The following is a 17,956-nucleotide window of genomic DNA, read 5'->3' on the forward strand; positions in this document are numbered from 1 at the left end:
ACGTACCCACGTTACGGAGACGTACTCACGGTATGCAAGCCGCGCTCCGGTGATCCGAGTCACCCGTACCGACGGTCGGTATTACGCTCTGGGGCTTATGAGCAAGTCCTCGGTCAGCAGGCTCGTGCCCAAGGTCCCGGGCGTGCCCGGGACCAGCCGCCGCCAGCAGTACTCCGCCTCCACGAAGCGGGCCCTGGTCGACGTCGCCGAGGAGCTGTTCACCGAGAGCGGGTACGCCGCCACGTCGCTCGACGCGATCGTCGCCGGCGCGCGGGTCACCAAGGGCGCGCTCTACCACCACTTCAGCGGCAAGCAGGCGCTGTTCGAGGCGGTCTTCGAGCGGGTCGAGGACGACGCGGCGCGGGCGATCCAGCGGGCGCTCAAGGGGCACCGCGACCCGTGGGAGAAGGCCACCGCCGGCCTGCGCGCGTTCCTCGCCGTCGTGCAGGAGCCGCGCTACCGCCGCATCGTGATCCAGGAGGGGCCCTCGGTGCTCGGTTACGAGCGGTTCCGGGAGCAGGAGGAGCGCTCGACGTTCGCGAACGTCCTCGAGATCGTCCGGGCCGTGATCGCGGCCGGCGACTGGGAGCTCGACGAGGACCTGCTGCAGACGTTCGCCCGGATCTTCTTCGGCGCGATGTCGTCGGCCGGCGAGTCGGTGTCCGGCGCGGACGACCCCGAGCAGGCGGCCGCGAACGTCGAGACCGCGATCGGCTTCATCCTGGCCGGCTTCCGGGCCCTCGCCGAGAGCGGCGCCGAGCTGTCCGCCGGCGAGGCCCTCGCGCCGTCTACTTCTTCGCGAACGTGACGTTGCCGTTCGCGGCCGGCACCAACTCGATCCAGGTGTGGCCGGCCGGGACGGTCAGCGCGCCCGCCTTCGTCGACAGCTTCAGCGGCGCGGTCAGGTCGGACTTCTCCCACGTGCCGCGGACCAGCCGGCCGCCGTGGAAGATCATCGCCTCGCCCTTGCCGGTCAGCTTGGTCTCCGGCACCGGGTTGCCGGCCGGGTCGAGGTAGCCGGCGTCGCCGACCTGCACCCGCAGCACCAGGACGGTGTCGGCGGGGAACGTGTCGCCCGGCGCGGCGTACGTGTTCTGGTTGACGTAGCCCTTGCCGTTGTACGTCCAGTTCGTGGTGTGGCCGCCACCGAAGACCGCCGCGATCGACTTCGCGGGCTGGCCCTGGGGGAAGTCGCTCTCGCTCCCCCACGGCAGGTAGTCGTCGGGGCGGGTCGCGTCGGTCTTCGCCTCCGCGGCGACGCTGCGCAGGTCTGCGAACAGGTTGTACGGCGCGCTGCGCGAGCTGTCCCGGGCGAAGCCCTTCGAGCCCTCGGCGAAGAACTGGATGCCCGCGCCCTTGATCCGGTTGATCGTGACGTTCGCGGCGCCGCTGGTGACCATCGTGGCGCCGATCGGGCCGACGATGCCGATGTCGCTCGCGCGCATCGACCGCACCGGGCCGACCCGGTCCGGGATGTCGGAGTAGTAGAAGGCCGCGAGCCGGGTCAGGCCGCCCTCGACGAGCTCCTCGACGACCAGGTCCGCGGACCCCAGGCCGATCTGCGGGGAGCTGGCGTAGGTGTTGTCCATCTTCGCGACCAGCACCGGGTGCTCCTGGGCGACCTCGTCGCTGCCGCTGACCGGCAGGCCCGTCAGCGGCCAGGTGGCGGCGACCTCGTCGCCGCCGGCGACCCGCTGGGCGGCCGGGGACGATCCGTCGGACGAGTCGCTACCGCCGCCGCAGCCGGCGAGCACGAGGCTCGCCGCGACGAGCACGGCAGGGATCAAGGGGGTACGGCGCACGGGTCGCTCCGATTCGTGAAACTCGTGTGTTCTGGTCGACTTCCAGTGTGCAGGCGCGATGGTCGCACGCCGGGAGGCGCGCCAAGAAATCGTCCCGGTCGGTCAACCGAGCTTGGCGCCGCCGTCGACGTACAGGGTCTGCCCGGTGATGTACGACGCCTCGTCGCTGCACAGGAACGCGGCCGCGGCGGCGATGTCCTCGGGGTAGCCCACCCGGCGGACCGGGTTGGCCTGTGCGGTCATCTCGCGCAGCTGCTCGGGCTCCATCTTGAGCCGGCGCGCGGTGGCGTCGGTCATCTCGGTGGCGATGAAGCCGGGCGCGATCGCGTTGGCGTTGATGCCGAACGGGCCGAGCTCGATGCCGAGGGTGCGGGTGAGGCCCTGGATGCCCATCTTCGCCGCGGAGTAGTTCGCCTGGCCGCGGTTGCCGAGCGCGGAGACGCTCGACAGGTTGAGGATCTTGCCGTACTTCTGCTCGACGAAGTGCTTCTGGGCGGCCTTGGTCATGAGGAACGCACCGCGCAGGTGCACGTTCATCACCAGGTCCCAGTCCTCCTCGGACATCTTGAACAGCAGGTTGTCGCGGGTGATGCCGGCGTTGTTGACCAGCACGTGGATCCCGCCGAGCTCGCTGACGACCCGCTCGACCGCGGCCTCCGCGGAGGCAGCGTCGCTGACGTCGCAGCCGATGCCGACGGACTTCGCGCCGTCGGTGAGCGGCAGCTTGGCGGCCGCCTCGGCGGCGCTGGCCTCGTCGAGGTCGAGGATCGCGACCGACGCGCCCTCCTCCGCGAACCGCGTCGCGGTCCCGAACCCGATGCCGCGCGCGGCTCCGGTGACGACGACGACCCGTCCGTCAAAACGACCCATGGGAGTGGCTCCTGTCTCGCTGTCAGGCTTGTCGGCACCACACCCTAGGCGACGGTGACCCGCCGGTAACACGGGGTCCGGGGCCTCACCCCGGAGCCGGACGTACCGATCGGCGGCGTCCGGAGACGGGGCCGCCTCAGGAGTCACACCGACCCCAGCCGCACCCGGTGGGTACGTCCGGCTACGCGACCGGAGCCGGCTCAGAGCACCGAGCGCAGCCGGGCGGCGTACTCGGCCGACTCGCCGTCGGCGTACGTCGTGCGCGGCCAGAAGAACCCCCGCAGGCCGTCGCCCTTGGTCCGCGGCACCACGTGGCAGTGCAGGTGCGGGACGGACTGGCTCACGACGTTGTTCATCGCCACGAAGCTGCCCTGCGCGCCGAGGCCCTCGACCATCGCGGTGGCCAGCCGCTGCGCGGCGCCGAGGAACCCGTCGCGCAGCGAGGCGGGCAGGTCCGGCAGCGTCACCACGTGCTCGCGGGGCACCAGCAGCGCGTGGCCCTTGAACACCGGACGACGGTCGAGGAACGCCACCAGCTCCGGCTCGTCGAGCACGACGTCGGCCGGCCCCTCCCCCGCGACGATCGAGCAGAACACGCAGTCGGAGACCTGGGAGGAGCTCGGAGAGGCGCTCACGGGCGCCGCCACCACACGCCCTCGAGGAGGCCGAGCAGCACGAACGTCACGATGCAGGAGGAGGTGAAGCTCCACGGCGTGAGCGCGGTGAGGTCGTCGCCGAGGAACAGGTTCATCACCCCGCCCGCCGCGGCCGCCGCGACCGCGCCGAGCACCACGGTGAGCACCGGGCTCGGGTCGTCGGGCTCGTGGTGCAGGACCCGGGCGAGCACCCCCAGGATCACGCCGGCGACCAGGAACGCGAGCATGGCCGCACCCTAGTCGCAGTAGCGGTCACACGCCCTCGGCGCGACCATCGCCCGGGCGTGGCTGCCGATGTAGTCGAAGTGCTGGGTGTCGCCGAGCCCGTAGGTCCACCGGAACCCGTGCCGCGCCATCAGCTCGACGACGACGTGCGACCGCGACCGCCAGGCGATCCGCGGGTGGGACCGCCCCTGCCACCACGTGTTCGGGACCGTGCCCCGCGCGGACCGGTACGGGTTCTCCCAGGTGTTGACGTCGAGCGACCGCCCGTAGCTGTGCGGCGAGCGCACGCCCGGCCGTCCGGTGACGTCGCGGCAGTTGAACGCCGAGGTGTTGCCGGCCGCCATCGACGCGTAGTCGTCCCCGCCCCGCGAGCGCTTCCCCCACCCGAACCGGTCCACCCGGTACATCGCCCGGACCGGCAGCCGGCGGTCGAACATCTCGGCCAGCGCGGCGCCCATCGCCCGCGCGGCAGCGGCGCTCGCGACCAGCTCGCCCCGGCGCGCGTATCCCCGGTAGTCCCAGTAGTTGACCCGCACCAGGCGCAGGCCCGCGCGGCCCACCGGGCAGCCGCGGTGCCAGCTGATGCCGGTCATCTGCCGCCACACCCGGTCGGGGATCCGGCCGACCGTGGCGTTCGCGCCCGCCCCGACGGCGTGCGGCTGCGGCGGCAGCGCCCGCCGTGGCCGGGGGGCCGCCTTCGGCAGCCTCACGGGTACGCCGGGCGGGACGTTGTCGACGCGGTGCACCGGACTGAGATCGCCCTCGACCCACGCCTGCCGCACGGCGCGGGCCCGCCACCGCGAGTCCTGCCGCGGCGTGGTGCGGATCTCGGCACGGCCACCGCCGTCGGTGCGCACCGTGCGGACCTTCTGCCACGGGCCCCGGCCGAGCGCCCGGAACAGCGAGACCCGCCCCTCGACCGGAGCGCCCGACCGTGTCGTCCAGCGCACGTTCACCGGGACCGACCGTCCGTCCGTCACCTCCGCCGGCCCGCGGACCACGACCGTGGTGCTCCGCCGCTTCAGCTCCAGACGGGCCTGCCGCGTGGCCGGCGCGTGCTCGGCGTCGCCGGCGTACGACGCCCGCACCACGTTGTCCCCGGCGCTCCGCTCGAGCGTCAGAGGCTGGGAGGCGCGGCCGTCGGCTTCCGTGGTGAGCGTCGCGACGGGCGCCCAGGTGCCGCCGGTACGCCGCTCCAGCGTGACCTGGGCGCCGGCGACCGGCGCTCCGGCGCCGGTGACGAGGGTGACCAGGAGCGTGGTCTCGTTGCCGGCGTACGCGGGCCGCGCGTCGAGCGACAGCCGGGTCGACTCCTGAGCGGCCTGTGCGGCCGGCACGTCGGCGCTCCAGGACCCGACGACGAGGGCGAGCGTGGACAGGACGAGCAGCAGTCGTGACCCGAGCGACATGCCGCCAGTGTGCCCGACGTCCCGCGATCCACTCCTGCGCCCAGGAGCCGTACCGGCGCGGCCCTCAGGCCGGATCGGTCGAGGCGATGTGCACCACGGCGTCGCCGCCGTTGACGACCGGCGCCTCGCTGCGGCCGATCACGATGCCGGCCCGGTGCGCGCGGACCAGCCGCAGGGTCTTGCCGAACGAGTCGGACACGCTGCCCATCCGGTCCCCGGCCTCCACCCGCTGGCCGAGCCCGACGTCGAGGTGGAGGAACCCGGTGTGCCGGGCCCGCACCCAGCTGCTGGTGCGGCACTCCACGCTCGGGCCGGGCGGCTCCTCGTCCGGCGGGTCGACCATGCCCAGCAGCCCGAGCACCCGGCGGACGCCGTCGGTCGCGGCGGCGATCGCCCACTCGTCGAACCGCCAGTTCTCGCCGCCCTCGTAGAGCAGCACGGTCGCGCCGCTCTCCCGGGCGGCGTGCCGCAGCGAGCCGTCGCGGACCCGCGCGTGCAGCATCACCGGCGCGCCGAACGCCGCCGCGAGCTCGCGGGTCCGCGGGTCGTCGAGGTCGGCGCGGATCTGCGGGAGGTTGGTACGCCGGTCCGACCCCGTGTGCAGGTCGATCCCGACCTCGCACTTGGCGACCACCTCGGTCATCATCAGGTGCGCGATCCGGCCGGCCAGCGAGCCGCGCGCCGAGCCGGGGAAGGAGCGGTTCAGGTCCCGCCGGTCGGGCAGGTAGCGCTCCCCCGTCATGACGCCGAGGACGTTGACCACCGGGACGGCGATCAGCGTGCCGCGCATGGTCTTCGGGGACAGCGCCGCGAGGACGCGCCGGATCACCTCGACGCCGACGACCTCGTCGCCGTGGGTGGCCGCGTTGATCCAGACGACCGGACCGTCCTCCCGGCCGTGCAGGATCCGCACCGGCAGCGACACGTCGGCGCCGGTGATCAGCCGGGTGATGGGGATCTCCAGGTTGCGCGCGGCACCCGCGCGCACCCGGGCGGACCCGATCGCGAACGACTCGCGGGCCATCAGCGGCCCCGGTTGCGGCGCCGTACGGCGCGCGGGGGCCGCTCGCCCAGGTAGGACCGGGCCGGGTCGACGACGAACCCCTGCCGCAGCGCCTCGCGACCGATGAGCATCCGGAAGCCCATCTGGTCGCGGCTCGTGAGCGTCATCTCCGTCGGGACCGTCCGGCCCAGCAGCGTGACGTCCATCCGCACGACGTACCGCTCGGTGGTGTGGCCGGACGAGCTGCGCACCCGGCGGCGGTCGTGCACCGGGCTCTCGACGGTGGCGGCGTCCTCGGCGGAGCGCTGCCACGGATGGATCGAGAACCGCACCCACGTCTGCCCGTCGCGCTCGAACTCGTGGACGTCGAACGCGTGGATGGCCGAACTCCGGGCGCCGGTGTCGAGCTTCGCCTTCACCCACTCGACGCCCCAGCCCGGCAGCCCGACCCACTCCCGCCACCCGGCGACGAGGTGGTCTGCGGTGGTCGGCACCCGCCCATCTTGGCAGGAGCGCGGTCCCTGCTTGAATGGCACGGCCATGAAGCTCGCCATCCTGTCCCGCGCCCCACGCGCCTACAGCACCCAGCGCCTCCGCACCGCCGCGCTGGACCGCGGGCACGTGGTGAAGGTCCTCAACACCCTGCGGTTCGCGATCGACCTGTCGGGCGACGAGCCCGACCTGCAGTTCCGCGGCAAGCCGCTCTCGACGTACGACGCGATCCTGCCGCGCATCGGCAACTCGATCACGTACTTCGGCACCGCGGTGGTCCGGCAGTTCGAGCAGATGGACGTCTACACGCCGAACCCGGCGTACGGGATCACCAACAGCCGCGACAAGCTGCGCGCCACCCAGATCCTGTCGCGCCACAACATCGGGATGCCGGCGACCACGTTCGTGCGCGACCGCGCGGACGTGATCCCGGCGATCGAGCGGGTCGGCGGCGCCCCGGTCGTGCTCAAGCTGCTGGAGGGCACCCAGGGCATCGGCGTGATCCTGGCGCCGGACCGCAAGGTCGCCGAGGCGATCATCGAGACCCTGCACAGCACCCAGCAGAACGTGCTGATCCAGCGCTTCGTGAAGGAGAGCAAGGGCCGCGACATCCGGGCGCTGGTCGTCGGCGACCGGGTCGTGGCGGCGATGCGCCGGGTCGCCCAGGGCGACGAGTTCCGCTCGAACGTGCACCGGGGCGGCTCGGTCGAGCCGGTCCAGCTGGACGAGGAGTACGAGCGCACCGCGGTCCGGGCGGCGCAGATCATGGGCCTGCGGGTCGCCGGCGTCGACATGCTCGAGGGCAACGACGGACCGCTGGTCATGGAGGTCAACTCCTCCCCCGGCCTCGAGGGCATCGAGGCCGCGACCCAGCTCGACGTCGCCGGGGCGATCATCGACTACATCGCGCAGCAGGTGGCGTTCCCCGAGATCGACGTGCGCCAGCGGCTCAGCGTCTCGACGGGGTACGGCGTGGCCGAGCTGGTGGTGCACGCGGGCGCCGACATCGTGGGCAAGAAGATCGGCGAGTCCGGGCTCGAGGAGCGCGACATCTCGGTGCTGACCCTGCACCGCGGCGCGACGGTGATCCCGAACCCGCGGCACAAGGAGGTCGTCCAGGACGGCGACCGCCTGCTGTGCTTCGGCAAGCTGGAGGAGATGCGGTCGATGATCCCCGACCGGCGCAAGCGGAAGTCGCGGGTGAAGAAGCTGCCGGCGCAGCCGATCCACGACGACTGACGCCGCCGGAGCCGCCCGGGGTCAGCCGCCCGTCGTCGCCGGCTCGTCGGTGTCGATGAGCGACGGCGGCCCGACCGCGATGCCCTCCTCGGGCTCCGGGACGGAGGCCCGCGCGTCGGCGAGCACGTCGGCGGGGACGTGCTGCTCCAGGAACCGCCGCGCCAGCCGGGTCGACGGGTGGATCGCGACGGTCGCGAGCACGATGATCCCGGCGATCGTCAACCAGCCGGCCGCGCCCCAGTTCATCGCGAGGAACGTGTACACCGCCGGCGCCCACACCCGGCCGAGGGTGCCGCTCAGCTCGGCCGCGCCCTGGTAGGCGCCGCGCTGCCGCGGGTCCATCAGCTCGGCCTCGAACGACCAGCTCGCCGCCGACAGGTAGAGCTCGGCGCCGGTGACGGTCACGTGGCCGAGCCAGACGAGCGCGATCGTCACCCACCCGACCGTGTCGTGCGTGGCCAGCGTGATCACGCAGGAGATCACGAAGAACGTCGACGAGACCCGGACCGCCCGCAGCGCCGTCGGGACGTCGTGCACGCCCCGTGCCGCCGCCATCGGCAGGAAGATGCACATCACCGTGTTGGTGCCGAAGAGGAAGGCCAGCAGGCCCCACGGGGCGTCGGTCTCCTGGACCAGCCACAGCGGGATCACGATGTTCAGCAGCACCTGGTTGGTCCAGAAGACGCCGCCGAAGAACGTGGTCAGCATCCAGCCCGGGTTGCGCAGCGGGCCGGGGCCGGGCACCTTCTCCTTGCGCTCCTCCGGGGTCCGCTCGTCGTGCGACGCCTTGGGCAGCCGCGTGATCGCGGCGGCGTTCACCAGGAAGACCACCGTGGTGAACCAGGGCAGCGCGTGCAGCAGCTCCAGGGAGTGGAACGCGAGCGCGATGCCGCCCGTCAGCGAGCCGAGCGTGAAGCCGACGTTCAGGGCGGAGTACATGTAGGCGCGGGACCTCACCCGCTCCGCCGGCGGCAGCACGTCGATCGTGTACGCGCCGTGCGCCGCGCCACCGAGGGCGCCGATGACCTCCATGCCGACGGCCATCAGGAGGTAGCCCTGGAAGTCGGTGATGAACGGCCACACCGAGAACATCGCCGCCTGGCCGGCCGCGCTCACCGCCCACATCTTCTTCGGGCCGAACCGGTCCACGAGCCGGCCCATCGGCCACGCGGCCAGGAACGCCGCGACGCCCGCGCAGGTGAGGCCGAGGCCGACCTGGGCCGCGGACAGGCCGACGATCTGGGTGAAGAACACCGCCGACCCGGTCATGAAGGCGCCCTCCCCGAGGGCGAACAGCAGGGACTGGACGGCGAGGCGGCCCGCGAGAGGAGACGGCGGACGCGCGTGACGGAGGATCGCGGCGAACATCATGCGCATCCTCGGTCACGACCGACGGCCGTGTCGCGTGGTTTTCACCCCTTCGGGCCGGGCCACCGTCCTGACGGCGTGGCGCAGCCCGGGTAGAGTCCGACCCGTCTCGGACTGTGCGACTCCTCGCCTTCGTCCGTCAAGGAGCCGCTCGCCATGCACTTCACCCGACCGTCGCCAGCCGCGACGTTCGCGCTGCTGGCCACCGCCTGGATCGTGACGGTCGCCGTGGCCGACATGATGCTTCCGCAGAACATCGCCCTCGCGGGGCTGCTCGCGTTCGCACCCCTGATCGCGGCGGCCGGCGTCGGCGTCCGCGGCGCCGCGGTGTTCGCGTTCGTGGCGATCGTGCTCGGCGTGTGGTCCGGCTACTGGAACGACGCGTGGTCGGAGCCCCAGCAGTACGTGCGCCTGCTCACCGTCGTGATGGTGTCGCTCGCCGGGGTCGTGATCGCCCGGCTGCGCACCGACCGGGAGCAGCGGTTCGCCCGGATGTCCGCGATCGCGGAGGTCGCCCAGCGAGCGATCCTCCCGAAGCTCCCGGCCGAGTCGGGGGTGATGGCGATCGCCTCCCGCTACCTCTCGGCGTACGAGGACACGCTGGTCGGCGGGGACCTGTACGACTTCACCGTCCACGAGGACTCCACCCGGCTGATCATCGGCGACGTCCGGGGCAAGGGCCTCACCGCGATCGAGCACGCGGCGCGGGTGATCCGGGCGTTCCGGCAGTTCGCCACCGTCGACGTGGACCTCGCCGACGCGGCCGGCGACGTCAGTGCGTACGTCGCCCAGTTCTTCGGCGACGAGGACTTCGCCACCGCGCTCCTCGTCGAGAGCCGCGAGCCGGGCCGGCTCACCGTCGTCCGCTGCGGCCACCCCGCGCCGATCCTGGTCACGCGCGACGGGACGGTGACCCCCCTGGACACGCCCACCGGCCTGCCGCTGGGCCTGGGCGCCGGGTACGTCGCCGCGGAGGTGGCGTGGCAGCCGGGTGACCGGATCCTGCTCTACACCGACGGGCTGAGCGAGGCCCGCGCGCGCAGCGGCGACTTCGTCCCGCTGGCGGCGGTCGCGCAGCGGGTGCAGGACGGGCCGCTGGAGGCCGCGATCGACCGGCTGCTCGACGACGTACGCCGGCAGGTGCCCGGTGGGCGCCTCGACGACGACCTCGCCGTGGTGCTGCTCGAGCACTCGGTCGTACCGGCGACGCCGGCCCGGCCGCGCCTGGACTTCGCGCTCCCGACGGTCGACGCCTAGGCGGGGTGACCGGGGTGACCGAGCACGCCGACGACGGGCTGTTGGAGCTGTCGGTGGAGGCCGGGGAAGCCTCCTGCGTGCTCCGGCTCAGCGGCGAGCTGGACGTGTACACGACCGCGCGGCTGCGGGCCGCGCTCACCCAGCAGCTGGTCGACGAGGGCCGGGTGCACGTGGTCGTCGACCTGACCGGGGTGACGTTCCTGGACTCCTCGGGGCTGGGCACGCTCGTGCGGGCGCAACGCCAGGCCCGCGGGCTGCGCGGCTCGTTCGCGGTCGTCTGCGGCGAGGGCCCGGTGCTGCGCGTCATGAGCCTGACCGGGCTGACGCACGTGCTGCGCGTGCACGACACGCTGGAGGCGGCGACCGCCGAGCTGCCCCGGCGCTGAGCCCCGACGGCGTCGAGCACGGGAGTCCCGGCCATGGACGCCGAGGGGCTGAACGGTTATCGTTTGGATGCGAACGACTACCGACAAGTGAGACACGATGACTCAGAGCGCAGCACCGTTGATGAGTGAGTTCGAGGCCGCCGCCGTGGTCTCGGGACTCGAGACCATCGCGGAGGACGTGGTCCTGCTGACCCTCACGCCGGCCGCGGCCGGGCATCTTCCGGCGTGGACGCCGGGTGCCCACCTCGACCTGATCCTCGACGAGGGCGACGGCGAGCTGGTCCGGCAGTACTCGCTGTGCGGGAGCCCGGCCGACCGGGACCGCTACCAGGTCGCCGTGCTCCGCGCCCCCGACAGCAGGGGCGGGTCGGAGGCCGTGCACCGGCTCGCCGAGGGCGACCGGGTGCGGATCCGGGGCCCGCGCAACCACTTCCCGCTCGTCACCAGTCCCCGCTACGTCTTCGTCGCCGGCGGCATCGGCATCACCCCGATCATCCCGATGATCGAGGAGGCGGACGCCGCGGGTGCCGACTGGGAGCTCCACTACGGCGGTCGGACGACGCAGTCGATGGCGTTCCGCGACCTCCTGGCCAAGTACGGCGACCGCGTGCGCCTGGTGCCGCAGGACCAGGTGGGGCTGCTCGACCTGCAGTCGGTCCTGGGCACGCCGGTCCCGGACACGCTGGTCTACTGCTGCGGACCCGAGCCCCTGCTGACGGCGGTCGAGCAGCGGTGCCAGTCCTGGCCGTCCACCGCGCTGCACCTGGAGCGCTTCTCCCCGAAGCAGCGCGCCGACGACGCCGACACGGCGTTCGAGGTCGTGCTGCAGCGCTCCGGGCTCACCATCACCGTCGAGCCGGGCGTCACGGTGTTCGACGCGATGCGCGGCGCCGGCGTCAGCGTGCTCGGCTCCTGCCTCGAGGGTATCTGCGGCACCTGCGAGCAGGGCGTGCTGGAGGGCGAGGTCGACCACCGCGACTCGGTCCTCGACGAGGAGGAGCAGGCGGCGAACGACTGCATGATGGTCTGCGTCTCCCGGTCGCTCGGCCCGCGCCTGGTCCTGGACGCCTGAGGAGGAGTCATGGGCATTCCCCGTCACGCCTGGTACCCCGTCGCCGCCTCCGAGGGGATCGGCCGCTCACCGATCGCGCGGCGCCTGGTCGAGGTCCCCCTGGTCCTCTACCGCTCGACCACCGGCGAGCCGGTCGCCCTCGAGGACCGGTGCGCCCACCGCCCCGTCCGCCTCAGCGACGGCGTCCTGGACGGCGACCTGATCCGCTCGACGTACACCGGCTTCACCTACGACCCGACCGGTCGCTGCGTCTCGGTGCCGACGCAGGAGCAGGTCCCGTACGGCGCGGCCGTGCGCTCGTTCCCCGCGCGGGACGACGGCAGCTTCGTCTGGGTGTGGATCGGCGAGGCCGGTCTCGCGGCGCTGCGCACGCCGCCGGACACCTCAGTGCTGCGCACCGACGGCTGGACGACATTCGGCGGCGCGCTCGACACGGCCGCCGGCATCGGCCTGCTGTACGACAACTTCTGCGACATCACCCATGTCGTCCAGCTCGACCAGGCGATCGCGCCGCCCGCGCTCACCACCGGCCCGCCGCCGCCACTCGAGGTCGAGGTCAGCGAGACCTCCGTCCGCTTCTGGCGCCGCTTCGACGCCGCCCCTCTCGCGCCGTGGAACGCCCAGGTGCTCGACCTGCCCGAGGATGCCGAGCACGAGCAGGTCGAGGAGGGCGAGTTCGTCGGACCCGGCTACTGGGTCGACCGCTGGACCGTCGAGGTGAAGGGCCACGGCGACCACGACGGCCAGCACACCCTCGTGTTCAGCCACGCCCTGACGCCGGTGTCGGAGAAGCGCACCCGCCACATCTGGCGGGTCAGCCGGAACTTCGCCGGCAGCGCGGCCGCGGAGGGCACCCTCAAGCCGCTGTTCGAGGCCTACTACGCCCGCGTCGGCGAGGTCCTCGAGCAGATGCAGACCATCCTGGACGAGGAGGGTCCCCGTCCCGAGGTGGCGGTCGCCGCGGACGCGGCGGTCACCCACGTCCGGCGGATCATGCAGCGCATGGTGGCCGAGGAGCTCGGGGGCTGAGCGGCGGCTTTGCCCTAGAGGTTCTCCGCCCGGCACATCACGTCGCGCAGGAACGCCGGCAGCTCCTCGGCCGAGTCGATGAACTGCGACGGCTTCACGCAGAACGTCGTGAAGCCCTGCTCGACCTGCTCGGCGATCGGCGCCATCGCGGCACCGAGGTCGGCGACCGAGTCGTCGTCGCGGAACGTCGCGCGGGTGCCGCCGACCATCTCGATCTCGTCCGGGTCACGGCCGGCCTCGCGGAGCCCGGCCCGCAGCATCGCGAGATCCTCCGGCGTCGGCGTGCCGAACGGGTGGAAGCCGTGGCCGTGACGCACCAGCCGATCGAGCACCGCGCCGTGCACGTGCTGGCCGCCGAACCACAGGCGCGGGCCCTCGGGCCGGAACGCCTTCGGCTCCAGGTAGACGTCGGTGAAGTCGAAGAACTCGCCGTGGAAGCTGGCCGGGGTCTCCCGCCAGAGCAGGTCCAGGATCTCGAGCTGCTCGTCGAGGATCCGGCCGCGCCTGCCGAACGGCACGCCGAGGGCGGCGTACTCGTCCCGGCTCCAGCTCACGCCGGGCTGGACGACGAGCCGCCCCTCCGACAGCAGGTCGAGGGTGCCGAGCTCGCGGGCGAGCAGCAGCGGATGGCGCAGCGGCGCCAGTACGGCGCTCGCGACCAGGCGGATCCGCGACGTCGCGGACGCGATCGCGCTCAGCAGCAGCAACGAGCTCGGCCACGGCGTCGCCGGGTCCTGGTTGCCGGGTGCGGCGTACGCGCGCGGGTTCGCCATCACGCCGAGCGCTCCCGCGTCCGGGCCGAGGACCACGTGCTCGCTCAGCATCACCGAGTCGAACCCGGCGTCCTCGGCCTCGCGCGCCCACCGCACCAGCTCGGGCAGGTCCCGGCCGTCGGCCAGCGTCCAGTTCTCGCTGAGGATCAGCAACATCCTCGGGGTGGAGGCCATCAGGCGGCGGTGATCGTGACGGGGAAGCCCTTGATGCCGTTGACGAAGTTGCTGCGGATGCGGCGTACGTCGCCGGCGAGCTCGATGTCGGCGAGCCGCGGCAGCAGCTCCTCGAACATCAGCCGGACCTCCAGGCGAGCGAGGGCGTTGCCCAGGCACAGGTGCGGGCTGCCCTTGCCGAACGTCATGTGGTCGACGTTGATGCGGGTGACGTCGATCGAGTACGGGTCCTCGAAGACCGCCTCGTCGCGGTTGCCGGAGGCGAACCACATGACGACCTTCTGCCCCTCCTCGATCTCCTTCCCGCCGAGCTCGAGGTCGCGGGTCGCCGTCCGCCGGAAGTGGTAGACCGGGCTCGCCCAGCGCAGCAGCTCCTCGATCGCGGTCGGCAGCAGCTCCGGCTTGTCCTGGAGGATCCGCATCTGGTCGCGCTGCTCCATCAGGCCGAGCATCGAGTTGCTGATCGCGTGCCGCGTGGTCTCGTTGCCGGCGATCACCAGCAGCGAGAAGTAGTTGTTGAAGTCCTGTTGGCTGAGCGGGATCCCGTCCTCCGGCATCCGGTTGGCGAGGATCGAGACCAGGTCGGTGCCGTCGCCACCGACGCGCGCCTTGCGCAGGTCGTTGCCGTAGTCCCACACCTCCTGCACCGTCGGCGACCGGAACGGCAGGTGCCGGTACTGCTCCGACTCCTCCGCGTCCAGCAGCACCTTGGCGTAGTCCGGGTCGGCGTTGGCGACCATCTCGTTGCCCCAGGCGATCAGCTGGCCGGTGTCCTCGCTCGGTACGTCGAGCAGCCGAGCCAGCACCTGGATCGGGAAGTCGGCGCTGATCATCTTCACGAAGTCGATCTCGCCGCCGTTGTCGGCCGCCGCGGCGAACGCGCGGTCCACGGTCTCCTTGGTGAGCTGGCGCAGGAACCCCTCGTAGTTCTTCATCAGGTTGCGCGGCGTGAACTCGCGGTGGATCAGCCGGCGCAGCGCCTGGTGCCGCGGGCCGTCGGTCTCGAGCAGCGAGCGCCGGAAGTCGCGCAGGTCGTCGTCGACGTCCTCGAGGTTCACGAACCGCTCGGACGTGAAGGACTCCGAGTCACGGCCGACGCTCCAGATGTCGTCGTACCGCGTGACGGCCCAGAAGCCGGCGCCGTCCTTCTCGTCGGTCCAGTGGACCGGGTCCTCGGCGCGCAGGGTGTCGAGCTGCGCGAAGCCGCGCAGGTCGGCGAAGCCGTCGATGTCGGAGAGGTCGACCTCGGACAGCGGAACGGGGGCATGACGGGGCATGGGAGGTCTCCTCAGATGTGGTACGTGTACTCGTGGAACTCCCAGTCGGTGATCCACGTGCGGAACCGCTCGACCTCGTCGCGCTTGTAGGCGACGAAGGCGTTGACGAAGGGCTGGCCGAGCAGGTCCGCGAGCTCCTTGTCCTGCTCGAGGGCGTCGAGGGCGTCGGACAGCGACTGCGGCAGCTTCTCGGACCGCGTCTCGTCGTACCCGTAGCCGATCAGCGGCTCCGGCGGCTCGATCTTGTTGCGGATGCCGAGCAGCACCGCGGCCAGCATGCCCGCGATCGCGAGGTAGGAGTTGGCGCTGGCGTCGCCCAGCCGCAGCTCGAGACGAGTGCCGGAGCCGCGCTCCGGCGGGATCCGCACCATCGCGCTGCGGTTGTCCAGACCCCAGTCGATCAGCCACGGCGCGAGGGTGTCCGGACCGAAGCGCTTGTAGGAGTTGATGGTCGGGTTGTTGAGCGCGGCGACCGCCCGTGCGTGCGCGAGCAGCCCGCCGATCGCGTGCCGGGCCATCTCGGACAGCCCGTACGGGTCGGCCGGGTCGTGGAACAGCGGGGTGCCGTCGGCGTCCGCGATGGAGAAGTGGAGGTGGTAGCCCGAGCCGCCCTCGTCGTTGAAGGGCTTCGGCATGAAGGTCGCGAGCTGGCCGCGGCGGCGGGCGAGCTCCTTGATGGCGTCCTTGAAGCGGTGGGCACGGTCGGCGGCGTCGAGCGCCTCGCCGTGCCAGAGGTTGATCTCGAACTGGCCGGAGGAGAACTCGTGGTTCGCGGAGATGACCTCGAGGCCGTAGTTGCCGAGGTGGCGCAGCGCGTCGAGCAGCACGTTCTGCGGGTCGCCCGTGAACCCGGACGTGTAGACGTTGCCGGTGCCCTCGCCGTAGCGCTTCCATCCGGACGGGGACTCGGGGCTCTCCTCGAGGACGTAGAACTCGAGCTCCGGCCCGACGACCGGCGTCAGCCCGAGCTCCTGGAACTGCTCACAGATCTGGCGCAGCACGAAGCGCGGGCTCTCCCGCGACGGCGTGCCGTCGGGGTTGAAGACATCGGCGATGCAGTGCGCGACGCCCGGCTCCCACGGCACCGGCAGCAGCGTGTCGAGGTCCGGGAACGCTTGGACGTCGGGGAGCCCGGCCGACAGCCCGCCTTCGAAGTCGACCACGCCCCCGCGGGGCGTCGTACCGAAGACGGAGCGACAGAACGCGACGCCGCTGCCGACCGTGCGGGCGAAGCGGTTGACGAGGACATCGCGCCCGCGGTCGACCCCGATGAGGTCGGCGTAACCGAGCCGGACGACGTCGATCCCCTGCTCGGTGAGGCGCTCTTGAGCCGGTTGGAGCCCGGAGGTGTCGAAGTGGGTCACGAGCTGTCCTTCCAATCGTTTGGATCCGAACAGTAATCCGGCCCAGCCGGGAGCACAAGACTTTCCAGACCGCTCCCGAGGCCGTATCGTACGGACCCAAACGAGTGCTAGGAGTGCAGATGCGCGAGATGAACGGCTTCCTCTACCCGCGGACGAAGTCCGGGGCCTCGTCGCTGATCCCCTCGCCGCCCTGGTACTACTCGGGGGACCTGCTCACCGTGGAGTACCGCACCGACCCGGCCAACGTCGAGGCGCTGCTGCCCGACCCGCTCGAGCTGGCCCCCGAGGACCCCGGCGCGGTCGCCCTCATCTGGGCCGACTGGCAGTCGTGCTCCGGCTCGCGCGAGGAGCTGCTGGACCCGGTGCGCTCGCAGTACAAGGAGGCGTTCGTCGTGGTGCGCTGCTCGTTCGCGGGCACGACCTACTCGCGCTGCGTCTTCATCTGGGTCGACAAGGACTTCGCGATCGCGCGCGGCCTCCACCAGGGCTACCCGAAGAAGCTCGGGTCGATGTGGCAGACCCGCCCGCACCCGTTCCCCCACGCCGCACCCCGGATCGGGCCCGGCGGCGTCTTCGGCGCCACCCTCGCGGCCGCCGACCGCCGCCTCGCCGAGGCCGTCGTGACGCTGCGGGAGGAGTCCGACACCAACGGCTTCGTCAACGGCCACCCGATGGCGCACCACCGGGTCTTCCCCGACATCGCCGGCCGGGGCGACGCCTACGCCGAGCTGATCTCCTCGGGCGCCAGCTCCTTCGAGGGCGGCCAGTCCTGGAAGGGCGACGCCGAGCTGAGGCTGTTCGACGCGCCGACCGAGGAGCTCGCCCGGCTCGAGGTCGAGGAGATCATCGGCGGCTACTACCGGCAGGTCGGCGTCGAGTGGAACGGCGGCCGCACGCTGGCCAACCTCGCCCCCGAGCCGACGACCACGTAGCCCCTAGAGTTTCGGTCATGCCAGACCGTCACACGCTCGCCGAGACCGAGCAGGCCACGCGCGAACGGGTCCAGCACCTCCCGCTCGACTTCGCGGCGTCCCACGCGCTGCTGAGCCTCTACCGGGCTGCGAACGCCGTCCGCGGCCACCTGACCAACAACGTGCTGCGCCCGCACGACCTGACCTGGACCGGGTTCCTGGTGCTGTGGACGCTGTGGATCTGGGACTCGATGGAGACCCGCGACATCGCGGAGTCGGTCGGCATCAGCAAGGGCACGCTCACGGGCGTCGCCAAGACCCTCGCGGCACGCGACCTCATCGAGCGCATTCCGAGCACCGAGGACCGGAGGCTGGTCAACCTCAAGCTCAGCCCCACGGGTCTCGAGCTGATGGAGGAGATCTACCCCGAGTTCAACAAGACGGAGTCCCGGATCGTCGGAGACCTCGACGCCCGCCAGCTCGAGACCATGACCTCCGCCCTGCGTACGCTCGTGGAGACCTCCGAGCGCGACTGACGACCACCGTGGTTGAGGAGGTTGCGCAGCCACCGTCTCGAAACCACCACCGTGAAGCGCCCCAGGTTTGATGCCGCATCCTTTTGAGTTGGAAGGATGCATGTCATGCCGAA

The 17,956-nt window shown here is 71.9% G+C and carries 19 protein-coding genes; 8 read left to right on the top strand and 11 right to left on the bottom strand.

The window, feature by feature from the left end:
* The first annotated feature begins 97 nt into the window (after positions 1–97).
* Positions 98–808, top strand: a complete 711-nt coding sequence (locus tag ABD086_RS05640; protein ID WP_343906410.1) for a TetR/AcrR family transcriptional regulator — start codon at positions 98–100, stop codon at positions 806–808.
* On the opposite strand, the gene ABD086_RS05645 is transcribed toward ABD086_RS05640, so the two are convergent.
* The 7 genes from ABD086_RS05645 to ABD086_RS05675 form a co-directional block, all read right to left on the bottom strand.
* Entirely contained in the window at positions 789–1,802 is a 1,014-nt protein-coding gene (locus ABD086_RS05645) for a DUF3048 domain-containing protein (protein WP_343906411.1), read from the bottom strand. The two genes, ABD086_RS05640 and ABD086_RS05645, sit on opposite strands and share 20 nt — an antisense overlap.
* Positions 1,803–1,904: 102 nt before the next feature.
* Positions 1,905–2,672 (bottom strand): SDR family NAD(P)-dependent oxidoreductase, encoded by a 768-nt coding sequence (locus ABD086_RS05650; protein ID WP_343906413.1) that lies wholly within the window; start codon positions 2,670–2,672, stop codon positions 1,905–1,907.
* Between the two features lie 200 nt (positions 2,673–2,872).
* A complete protein-coding gene (locus ABD086_RS05655) occupies positions 2,873–3,307 on the bottom strand; it encodes an HIT family protein (RefSeq protein WP_343906415.1) in 435 nt (144 codons plus the stop codon).
* Positions 3,304–3,555 (bottom strand): hypothetical protein, encoded by a 252-nt coding sequence (locus ABD086_RS05660; protein ID WP_343906417.1) that lies wholly within the window; start codon positions 3,553–3,555, stop codon positions 3,304–3,306. Before ABD086_RS05660 ends, ABD086_RS05655 begins: the two co-directional genes overlap by 4 nt.
* A gap of 9 nt (positions 3,556–3,564) precedes the next feature.
* Positions 3,565–4,962: a M15 family metallopeptidase gene (locus ABD086_RS05665; protein WP_343906419.1), complete on the bottom strand. Its 1,398-nt coding sequence runs from the start codon at positions 4,960–4,962 to the stop codon at positions 3,565–3,567.
* A 64-nt stretch (positions 4,963–5,026) separates the two neighbouring features.
* A complete protein-coding gene (locus ABD086_RS05670) occupies positions 5,027–5,986 on the bottom strand; it encodes a succinylglutamate desuccinylase/aspartoacylase family protein (protein ID WP_343906421.1) in 960 nt (319 codons plus the stop codon).
* A complete protein-coding gene (locus ABD086_RS05675; RefSeq protein WP_343906422.1) occupies positions 5,986–6,459 on the bottom strand; it encodes an ATP-dependent zinc protease family protein in 474 nt (157 codons plus the stop codon). Before ABD086_RS05675 ends, ABD086_RS05670 begins: the two co-directional genes overlap by 1 nt.
* Positions 6,460–6,505: 46 nt before the next feature.
* Here ABD086_RS05675 and ABD086_RS05680 point away from each other — a divergent pair, with 46 nt between their 5' ends.
* Positions 6,506–7,696, top strand: a complete 1,191-nt coding sequence (locus ABD086_RS05680) for a RimK family alpha-L-glutamate ligase (protein WP_425571544.1) — start codon at positions 6,506–6,508, stop codon at positions 7,694–7,696.
* A gap of 21 nt (positions 7,697–7,717) precedes the next feature.
* Here ABD086_RS05680 and ABD086_RS05690 read toward each other — a convergent pair whose 3' ends face one another.
* Complete coding sequence (locus ABD086_RS05690) at positions 7,718–9,064, bottom strand: MFS transporter (RefSeq protein WP_343906424.1); 1,347 nt, start codon at positions 9,062–9,064, stop codon at positions 7,718–7,720.
* Between the two features lie 156 nt (positions 9,065–9,220).
* Between ABD086_RS05690 and ABD086_RS05695 the strand changes: the two genes are divergently transcribed.
* The 4 genes from ABD086_RS05695 to ABD086_RS05710 all read left to right on the top strand — a co-directional run bounded on the left by ABD086_RS05695 (position 9,221) and on the right by ABD086_RS05710 (position 12,808).
* Entirely contained in the window at positions 9,221–10,321 is a 1,101-nt protein-coding gene (locus ABD086_RS05695; protein WP_343906425.1) for a PP2C family protein-serine/threonine phosphatase, read from the top strand.
* 5 nt (positions 10,322–10,326) lie between these two features.
* Positions 10,327–10,707, top strand: coding sequence for an STAS domain-containing protein (locus ABD086_RS05700; RefSeq protein ID WP_343906426.1), 381 nt, complete (start codon positions 10,327–10,329; stop codon positions 10,705–10,707).
* Between the two features lie 121 nt (positions 10,708–10,828).
* Entirely contained in the window at positions 10,829–11,779 is a 951-nt protein-coding gene (locus tag ABD086_RS05705) for a PDR/VanB family oxidoreductase (RefSeq protein WP_343906428.1), read from the top strand.
* A gap of 9 nt (positions 11,780–11,788) precedes the next feature.
* On the top strand, positions 11,789–12,808 hold the full coding sequence (locus ABD086_RS05710) for a Rieske 2Fe-2S domain-containing protein (protein ID WP_343906430.1): 1,020 nt from the start codon (positions 11,789–11,791) through the stop codon (positions 12,806–12,808).
* Positions 12,809–12,822: 14 nt separating this feature from the next.
* On the opposite strand, the gene ABD086_RS05715 is transcribed toward ABD086_RS05710, so the two are convergent.
* Genes ABD086_RS05715 through ABD086_RS05725 form a run of 3 tightly spaced genes read right to left on the bottom strand, consistent with a single transcriptional unit; the run spans position 12,823 to position 16,396 of the window.
* Positions 12,823–13,737 (bottom strand): TIGR03619 family F420-dependent LLM class oxidoreductase, encoded by a 915-nt coding sequence (locus tag ABD086_RS05715; protein ID WP_343906432.1) that lies wholly within the window; start codon positions 13,735–13,737, stop codon positions 12,823–12,825.
* A gap of 17 nt (positions 13,738–13,754) precedes the next feature.
* Positions 13,755–15,032 carry a cytochrome P450 gene (locus tag ABD086_RS05720; protein ID WP_343906434.1) on the bottom strand — a complete coding sequence of 426 codons (1,278 nt, stop codon included), beginning with the start codon at positions 15,030–15,032 and terminating at the stop codon, positions 13,755–13,757.
* Between the two features lie 11 nt (positions 15,033–15,043).
* Entirely contained in the window at positions 15,044–16,396 is a 1,353-nt protein-coding gene (locus tag ABD086_RS05725; protein ID WP_343906436.1) for a glutamine synthetase family protein, read from the bottom strand.
* 119 nt (positions 16,397–16,515) lie between these two features.
* Between ABD086_RS05725 and ABD086_RS05730 the strand changes: the two genes are divergently transcribed.
* Positions 16,516–17,328 (top strand): acetoacetate decarboxylase family protein, encoded by an 813-nt coding sequence (locus tag ABD086_RS05730; RefSeq protein ID WP_343906438.1) that lies wholly within the window; start codon positions 16,516–16,518, stop codon positions 17,326–17,328.
* A 17-nt stretch (positions 17,329–17,345) separates the two neighbouring features.
* On the top strand, positions 17,346–17,843 hold the full coding sequence (locus ABD086_RS05735) for a MarR family winged helix-turn-helix transcriptional regulator (RefSeq protein WP_343906440.1): 498 nt from the start codon (positions 17,346–17,348) through the stop codon (positions 17,841–17,843).
* Positions 17,844–17,956 lie beyond the last annotated feature (113 nt).

Origin of the sequence: Nocardioides aquiterrae (genome assembly GCF_039526625.1) — a bacterium.
Lineage (GTDB): Bacteria > Actinomycetota > Actinomycetes > Propionibacteriales > Nocardioidaceae > Nocardioides > Nocardioides aquiterrae.

Coding starts and splice junctions, on each gene's coding strand:
- ABD086_RS05670 (WP_343906421.1), bottom strand. CDS start 5,986: ATGGCCCGCGAGTCGTTCGCGATCGGGTCCGCCCGGGTGCGCGCGGGT.
- ABD086_RS05695 (WP_343906425.1), top strand. CDS start 9,221: ATGCACTTCACCCGACCGTCGCCAGCCGCGACGTTCGCGCTGCTGGCC.
- ABD086_RS05710 (WP_343906430.1), top strand. CDS start 11,789: ATGGGCATTCCCCGTCACGCCTGGTACCCCGTCGCCGCCTCCGAGGGG.
- ABD086_RS05705 (WP_343906428.1), top strand. CDS start 10,829: ATGAGTGAGTTCGAGGCCGCCGCCGTGGTCTCGGGACTCGAGACCATC.
- ABD086_RS05650 (WP_343906413.1), bottom strand. CDS start 2,672: ATGGGTCGTTTTGACGGACGGGTCGTCGTCGTCACCGGAGCCGCGCGC.
- ABD086_RS05690 (WP_343906424.1), bottom strand. CDS start 9,064: ATGTTCGCCGCGATCCTCCGTCACGCGCGTCCGCCGTCTCCTCTCGCG.
- ABD086_RS05735 (WP_343906440.1), top strand. CDS start 17,346: ATGCCAGACCGTCACACGCTCGCCGAGACCGAGCAGGCCACGCGCGAA.
- ABD086_RS05720 (WP_343906434.1), bottom strand. CDS start 15,032: ATGCCCCGTCATGCCCCCGTTCCGCTGTCCGAGGTCGACCTCTCCGAC.
- ABD086_RS05665 (WP_343906419.1), bottom strand. CDS start 4,962: ATGTCGCTCGGGTCACGACTGCTGCTCGTCCTGTCCACGCTCGCCCTC.
- ABD086_RS05660 (WP_343906417.1), bottom strand. CDS start 3,555: ATGCTCGCGTTCCTGGTCGCCGGCGTGATCCTGGGGGTGCTCGCCCGG.
- ABD086_RS05680 (WP_425571544.1), top strand. CDS start 6,506: ATGAAGCTCGCCATCCTGTCCCGCGCCCCACGCGCCTACAGCACCCAG.
- ABD086_RS05730 (WP_343906438.1), top strand. CDS start 16,516: ATGCGCGAGATGAACGGCTTCCTCTACCCGCGGACGAAGTCCGGGGCC.
- ABD086_RS05715 (WP_343906432.1), bottom strand. CDS start 13,737: ATGTTGCTGATCCTCAGCGAGAACTGGACGCTGGCCGACGGCCGGGAC.
- ABD086_RS05640 (WP_343906410.1), top strand. CDS start 98: ATGAGCAAGTCCTCGGTCAGCAGGCTCGTGCCCAAGGTCCCGGGCGTG.